Origin of the sequence: Mitsuokella jalaludinii DSM 13811 (genome assembly GCF_000702905.1) — a bacterium.
Taxonomy (GTDB): Bacteria; Bacillota; Negativicutes; order Selenomonadales; family Selenomonadaceae; genus Mitsuokella; species Mitsuokella jalaludinii.
Map to the genome: position 1 here is coordinate 1 of NZ_JNKR01000047.1, position 6,359 is coordinate 6,359.

Annotated in this window: 5 protein-coding genes; 1 reads left to right on the top strand and 4 read right to left on the bottom strand. The window is 44.5% G+C overall.

The genetic code is table 11. From position 1 onward, the window contains the following. The 4 genes from T518_RS11735 to T518_RS10900 form a co-directional block, all read right to left on the bottom strand. A partial coding sequence (locus tag T518_RS11735) for a transposase (RefSeq protein ID WP_211248224.1) occupies nucleotides 1-300 on the bottom strand: 300 nt, incomplete at its 3' end. 173 nt (nucleotides 301-473) lie between these two features. After that, a complete protein-coding gene (locus T518_RS10890) occupies nucleotides 474-689 on the bottom strand; it encodes a YdbC family protein (RefSeq protein WP_036378887.1) in 216 nt (71 codons plus the stop codon). A gap of 13 nt (nucleotides 690-702) precedes the next feature. Continuing rightward, nucleotides 703-3,426: a DEAD/DEAH box helicase gene (locus T518_RS10895; RefSeq protein ID WP_036378888.1), complete on the bottom strand. Its 2,724-nt coding sequence runs from the start codon at nucleotides 3,424-3,426 to the stop codon at nucleotides 703-705. Further along, a complete protein-coding gene (locus T518_RS10900; protein WP_081828495.1) occupies nucleotides 3,419-5,980 on the bottom strand; it encodes a DNA methyltransferase in 2,562 nt (853 codons plus the stop codon). Before T518_RS10900 ends, T518_RS10895 begins: the two co-directional genes overlap by 8 nt. Nucleotides 5,981-6,121: 141 nt before the next feature. Here T518_RS10900 and T518_RS12365 point away from each other — a divergent pair. Beyond that, a partial coding sequence (locus tag T518_RS12365; RefSeq protein ID WP_248617200.1) for a helix-turn-helix domain-containing protein occupies nucleotides 6,122-6,359 on the top strand: 238 nt, incomplete at its 3' end.

Consider the following 6,359-nt stretch of genomic DNA (forward strand, 5'->3'; position numbering starts at 1 on the left):
ATTCTCGACCGAGCATTCACGGCGTTTGTAGCGTTCGATGATGGCCGTCTCGAACTGGATGCCCTTGAGTTTGGGCACGCGCAGCTTGACTTCACCGGAAGTCGTGCCGAAATTCCGCTCGTAATGACCGGAACGGTAGCCCTTACGGTCTCCCGTCCGCTCATACTTGCCAGCACGGACAAGCTCGTCCGCCTCATGGTCGAGCAGGGCATTCAGTGTTTCTTCTACGCTGTCGCGTACAAGATCCTTTAAATTATTCTTTATAAGATCCTCGTTAAGTTGTATAATGTTACCAGACATGGTCTATTTTTTATGAAATTGAATTTGCGAAATATATTTTACCTTATCGAATATAGCACGTATACGACCGAAGATTGCTGAGATAATCCCTCTATTTAGCAGTACTAAACAACTAATCCCCATCCAGATTGGATGGGGATTAGTTTATTTTCACTAACCAGTTTGTTTAAATTTTACTTATCCGCCAAAAGCGCCTGCAGATTTTTTATTTCTTCCTGGGATAGCGTAATACCCTTGCCCATCTTTGCATATTCTAGCGCCCATTCGCGGATATCGAATTTAGGCTCACGGCCATTCCATGATACCAGGTTCAACTCTTTACGCCAGCCTTTGGCACTTTCGGATAAAACGCCGATATGTTGTGTGATTTCAAACTTGATTTCAGCCATCAGTCTGTCTCCTTCAAATATATTTCCGCAATATGCCTTCTATTTCAGCAGTATCAAAGGCAACATCAGAATACCACTCGCCATATTCGCCCAGGTCATTGACTGCCTTACACCAGTTTGCTAGCGCCAGACGCTTAGCCCGATTCTGGGCAGAATCCTGTCCTTTGATTTCCAATACCAGTGTTTTGCCGTTATCGAGCTTGATAAGGAAATCGGGAACGTATTGACGGACAACACCTTCGTGAGTATAGATGATATTGAATCCTAAGTGGTCATTCTTAGCATAAGCACAGACATGATCATTGTGCTCCAAAACATATGAAGACGTATTCTCCCAACCACTATCAAGAACCACATGACTGATTTGTGACTTTTTGGTAGGCCAAGTTGGTTTTCCCGTGTACCAGTTAGGCATATCTGATGTACTACGAATACGCTTAGATGCATAAACCGGCACAATGCGGTCAGTCTGTTCGATGCTGATATACTGCCAAAGATGCTGAACTATATTCGTCATGTTCAGCTTGTAAATAACTCGGCGCCGTAAATCATCGGTGTAAAACAGCGATGGCTCTATCCAAATACGGTCGGATTTTAAGAAACCTTCGACCAATTTGATGATTTGCCCCAACATTGCCAGCTTAGTGTTCTCGTCCTTCCAGCCGGCCTTCATCATATCGTAGACCTTGCCAGCAGCCTTAAATATGATAGTCTGCAAACGTGCTTCCTGATCAATCTTCTCTAAGTCGATATCTGTAACCTGCTGCAGATCCGCATACCCATCGAGAACAGGGGACATCTCTGCGCTAAAACGTGTATCACTAGCATCCAATGTCAATACAGGTACATCAGCAGGATTCAATGATAACATTGGCTTATATTCACGGTCAAAGCGCAGGATATTGGGCCATTCAATGCTATATTCATTTCGTTCCGGCATAGCATAAATCATCGTCTTCGGTTTAGTTGGCTTATCCGCTCCAGTACCATCTTCTGCAGGCAGGAACGTGAACGGAATACCGAAAATATTGACGTATTCTGGTGTAAACAGACCGGTTTCTTCATCCACATCGTAAGAACGGCGTCGCAGGCCGCGGCCAATAACCTGTTCACACAACAGCTGACTTGAGAAAGCTCGTAAGCCCATAATATGCGTAACAGTATTAGCATCCCAGCCTTCAGAAAGCATACCTACCGAGATGACATTACGAATTTTCTCACCAGGCTTGCCTATCTTGCCCACTGTATCAACCATTTCGCGCAGTTCGTCGCCGGCCTTACCTTCAGCCTTCAGTACCTTTGAATCAATCTGCACAGTATATTCTTCTTCACAAAGCTCTGGTACATCGATATCATCATGGTCAAACGCATATTTAATACGAGCTGCCGTTTCCGTTCGATTGGCTACGGTTATCATCACGGGTGGAACATTGAATTGCTGTTCCTGCCAAGATTTATATGTTTTTTGCCAATCACGCCCCAGAAGTAAATATGCTTGATTAAGCAGGCTGGGCAGCGGAATTTCCGGGCCAACAGCCTGATTGATATCGGCCTTGACTTCCTCTTGCGCATAAATATGGTAGAGCTTGGACTTCATCGTCTTAGCATCCACTTTGGCATCATCACGCACCACAATACGCGGCGTCTTAACTAAGCCGGCTTCGACACCATCATTTAGGCCAAAATCGCTAACAATCCACTCAAATAGTGCTTCTTCACCATTTTTCTTACCAGACGGCGCAAACGGAGTAGCAGAGAAATCATAGCAGCAGAGGATATTCCTGGTTTTATGAATACGATCAAGACCACTCACCCAAACAGTAGCTTCGTCTTCACTCTCCTTGAAATCCTTTTTCTCTTGTCCTTTAAGGTCTGTTTTCCCCTTATTTTCCGGATTCTTTCGCCATGCATGATGGGCTTCATCGTTAATGACCAGCAAATTACGGGCATTAGCCATTTCGCCCAGCACTTCACGCGTATAGGCTTCATCGCTTTTGGCGCCGCGCTTATCAACAGACTTCTTCTTTGCCAGCTGCTCATCAGTTTCCCAGGCCATAGACTGCCAGTTAACGATCTTAACATGGCCTTGATACAATTTATCCTTCAAACCATCAGGAACTACAGCAAAGACATCATAATAATTGCCTTCCCCTAAAGCTAGCACCTGTAGACGGCTTTTAACGGTAAGACCGGGAGCCACAATGAGTACATTCTTCGTAAAACGTTTATCCTGAGGATATACCGCCTTATTGCATACCTGCCATGCAATAAGCATGGCCATGACAGCCGTTTTTCCGCCACCGGTACAAAGTTTTGTACAAAGACGGCGGAAATCACCACCATCCCCCGGCACATCACAGCCTACACGATCACTAGCCGGAGCCTCTGTAAGCCAAATAAGGGTTTCGATAGCATCCAACTGACAAAAGAAGAACGGATACCGTCGCATTTCTTGATTTTCCCAGTGCATCAGGAGATCACGAGTAACGCCAGTTACTCCTGGGAACCCCAGTTCACGCCATGCTTTAACACGGGGACGGATACGGTTTACCAGTGGCAAAGGAACGAACTGTCCAACATCATTATACTGGTTACTCCCTTGCCCCATGATAAAGTAGCCCGCCTGTCTGCGCCCGGGCTCTTTATGAAAGGTTTGGCCGTTATCATCATGCAGCCAATGATACTTCGGTTCCTCGTAAGCAGAGTTAATTATCAGGTGGTCGATTCCATCAGCCATTATCTTCACCCACCTTCAGTACTTTCATGGACTCAATACCACGATCATCGATAATTTTTACAGCGACCTTTTTCTGGCCAGGCTTAATCTTAAACGGCAATGATACATTGCCTGCATATTGCTCTATTGCCTCCTGATCCAGTTCTGCTTTAAGTGTTTTAGCCAGTTTATGCCATCCGCCTGACTTTCCTCCCAACGGGAAGAATATCTGCTCTGGTTCTATACAACTGCCATCATAATCTTCATCCAGCATCCACATCGCAATATTATTTGCGCTACCAGACTTCACTTTACCAGTTTTCGGATCATAATAATCAAAACCATTTACCCTGACCTTATAGACATCCTTTGTACGACCATCATGGATAAGCTCAACGTCTGGCTGGCCAATGAAGAAGAAGCTCTGGTTGGAGGAACGTTTCTTCTTTAAATCGCTCGTCATCAGGTCAGTATTCATCTGCACGGCAAAAATCTGCATATCCGGCCATTTCGTTTCTTCTATAAGCTTGGTAGCCTCTGGATCAAACTGATATGCCGCAATAATGATAATCTGGGGAGTTGGCCGCATAGACTGAACTTCATCAAAAATATCCTCTACCCGGCCTGCATCCAGAACCTTTGTTTCACTGCCAAAATGAATAGCAGCCTTACGGGGATTATCCTCCTTAGTCTCACCTACAGCTTGGACATAAGCAAAGGTTGCTGGCGCCGCCTCTACTCTGGTAAATTCCAATTTCTCGCCTGCTTTACCGATAACGCCAGTGGCCAGTATTTCCTCGCGGTATTCATCCTGCTTGGCAGTCATGTCCGATACAGTATCCGAAGCCTCACCATCTATTTGCTTGACTGTGATAGCTGGCAGAGACTCCACTGTGAATGGCCCCGTCACCCGTACCTTAGTTTTGTCAATCTCCGGTTGGTCATACAACGTTTCAGTAGCAGGAGGCTCATCATTTGCAATAGATTTCAATGTTATATGCGGCACCGTCTTGTAGACAAAGCCGCTATCCACGCCTTGCTCAGGCTGGGCCAACTTGTAATAGTCATAAGTAGATGTCATCAGCCGTTGCTTTGCCAGATCTATAGCTACACGAGATGTATCGCAAGTAATCCAACGGCGTCCCCATTGTTCAGCTACACAAGCTGTTGTTCCACTGCCACAAGTTATATCCATAACCAAATCGCCAGGATCCGTACACATAAGCATGCAGCGTTGAATTATTTTATCATTTGTTTGGACCACATATATCATGTTATTGACTTTTCCTGCAGTATCTTCCCATAAATTGGTGATTTCTATGACCGGATAATCTGTGATATAAAATTTATAGCCATATCCTTTTGGGGTTTTGACCAATCTATTTTCATCTCTAAGCCTTGTCATTTGCTCAAGATTTCCACGCCATACATACCCTTGCTTTGGGACAAAATCCTCACCGTCGATAGAAAAAGGAAATCTTTTATCTCCATCATCACCTCTCTCTATTACTTTATCTACACGAAAAACATCCGCTTTTTCTCTTGTCCCAATGATATTTCTTTTTTCATCAGTAGTTAATGGTCTGACTTCTCCGTTCTTAAATTCTCCCCATAACGCTAACTTACGAGGATCTTCTGTTGACCCTTCTATTCCTGTTCTTTCCGTATATAATTTGTGTACCTTTTTATTAATTTTATTTATATCTTTACAGTACCATAATAAATAGTTAAATGAATTTCTTATTATTTTTGCATTTGGTGTACCTTTTTTCCAAACAATAGTAGCACATTCATTTTCTGGCCCAAAAATCTCATCGCAAACTTCCCTAATATGATGGACATTTGCATCACTTATTTGTATAAACACGCTGCCATTATCTGCTAAAAGTTCCCTAGCCAAGAGCAGACGATCCCGTAAATAGCTTAAATATGAATGAATCCCCAACTCCCAGGTATCTCGGAACGCTGTAATCATCTCAGGCTCCTGGGAAAGGTCAGTATCCTTACCATCCTTGACATCTCTTTGGTTAACAAACGGCTGAAAATTAGAGCCATACTTTATCCCATAAGGTGGATCGAAGTAGACCATCTGGACTTTACCGGCCATACCTTCCTTCTGTAAAAGCGAATTCATAATCACCAGACTATCGCCGGCAATCAGACGGTTCGTCCAGTCCACACCATGCTTATAGAACTGTAAATCCTGCTGGCGTGCCCGCATAGTATCCAACGGCGTCAGATTCGGGAACAGCGATATCTGATTTGCTTGATAATCGCCAGAAGTAGCCTTCATTACTTTGCGCAATATCTTATGCGGCTTAATGGACTCATGAATATGGATAGAACTGGTTGGCACTTCAAAGCTGGTGCCTTCCTGCTTACCTGCCCACTGTAACGTCGGATCGATATGCGGGTCATAGGCATACTTAGTCGTTTCTTCCTTCACCCGGTCATAACGGGCATACCCTGCCTTTGGATTATTCGCCCTCTTATGGCCGCTATGCTCATAAGCATCGACCGTGCGCATCTTTGCTATTTCTTTTTCCGTCAGCATTTTCTTTTTCTTACGTGGCATAATATCTTCCTCCGTAAAGTCTAATCCGATGGATTTACAATCTAAGTGCAACAGTTCCTAGACAACCAAATTAAAATGACACATAGACTTCTTTGCTATAATGGTGTTTGAAGAGAACTACCTATAACAAAAGGAGAGCCTATGTGCCACTACACACATCTTACACCATTTGAGCAAGAAAAGATACTCTTTTTTCTTGCTGAGGGCACATCCATCACGGAGATTGCCCGTCTGCTGAAGCGCAGCAAGTCGACCATCTCGCGTGAGCTTCGCCGCAATGCGGCTCCTGTTGACCAGCCCATGCCATATTGCCCATTGACTGCACAAGCACTCTACAAGCAACGCAGGGAAGCCTGTCATCCGCATAAGCGCCTTGAGC

Bases quoted from the DNA above. Each gene is read 5' to 3' on its own strand.
- T518_RS10895 (WP_036378888.1), bottom strand. From the start codon at position 3,426: ATGGCTGATGGAATCGACCACCTGATAATTAACTCTGCTTACGAGGAA.
- T518_RS10890 (WP_036378887.1), bottom strand. From the start codon at position 689: ATGGCTGAAATCAAGTTTGAAATCACACAACATATCGGCGTTTTATCC.
- T518_RS10900 (WP_081828495.1), bottom strand. From the start codon at position 5,980: ATGCCACGTAAGAAAAAGAAAATGCTGACGGAAAAAGAAATAGCAAAG.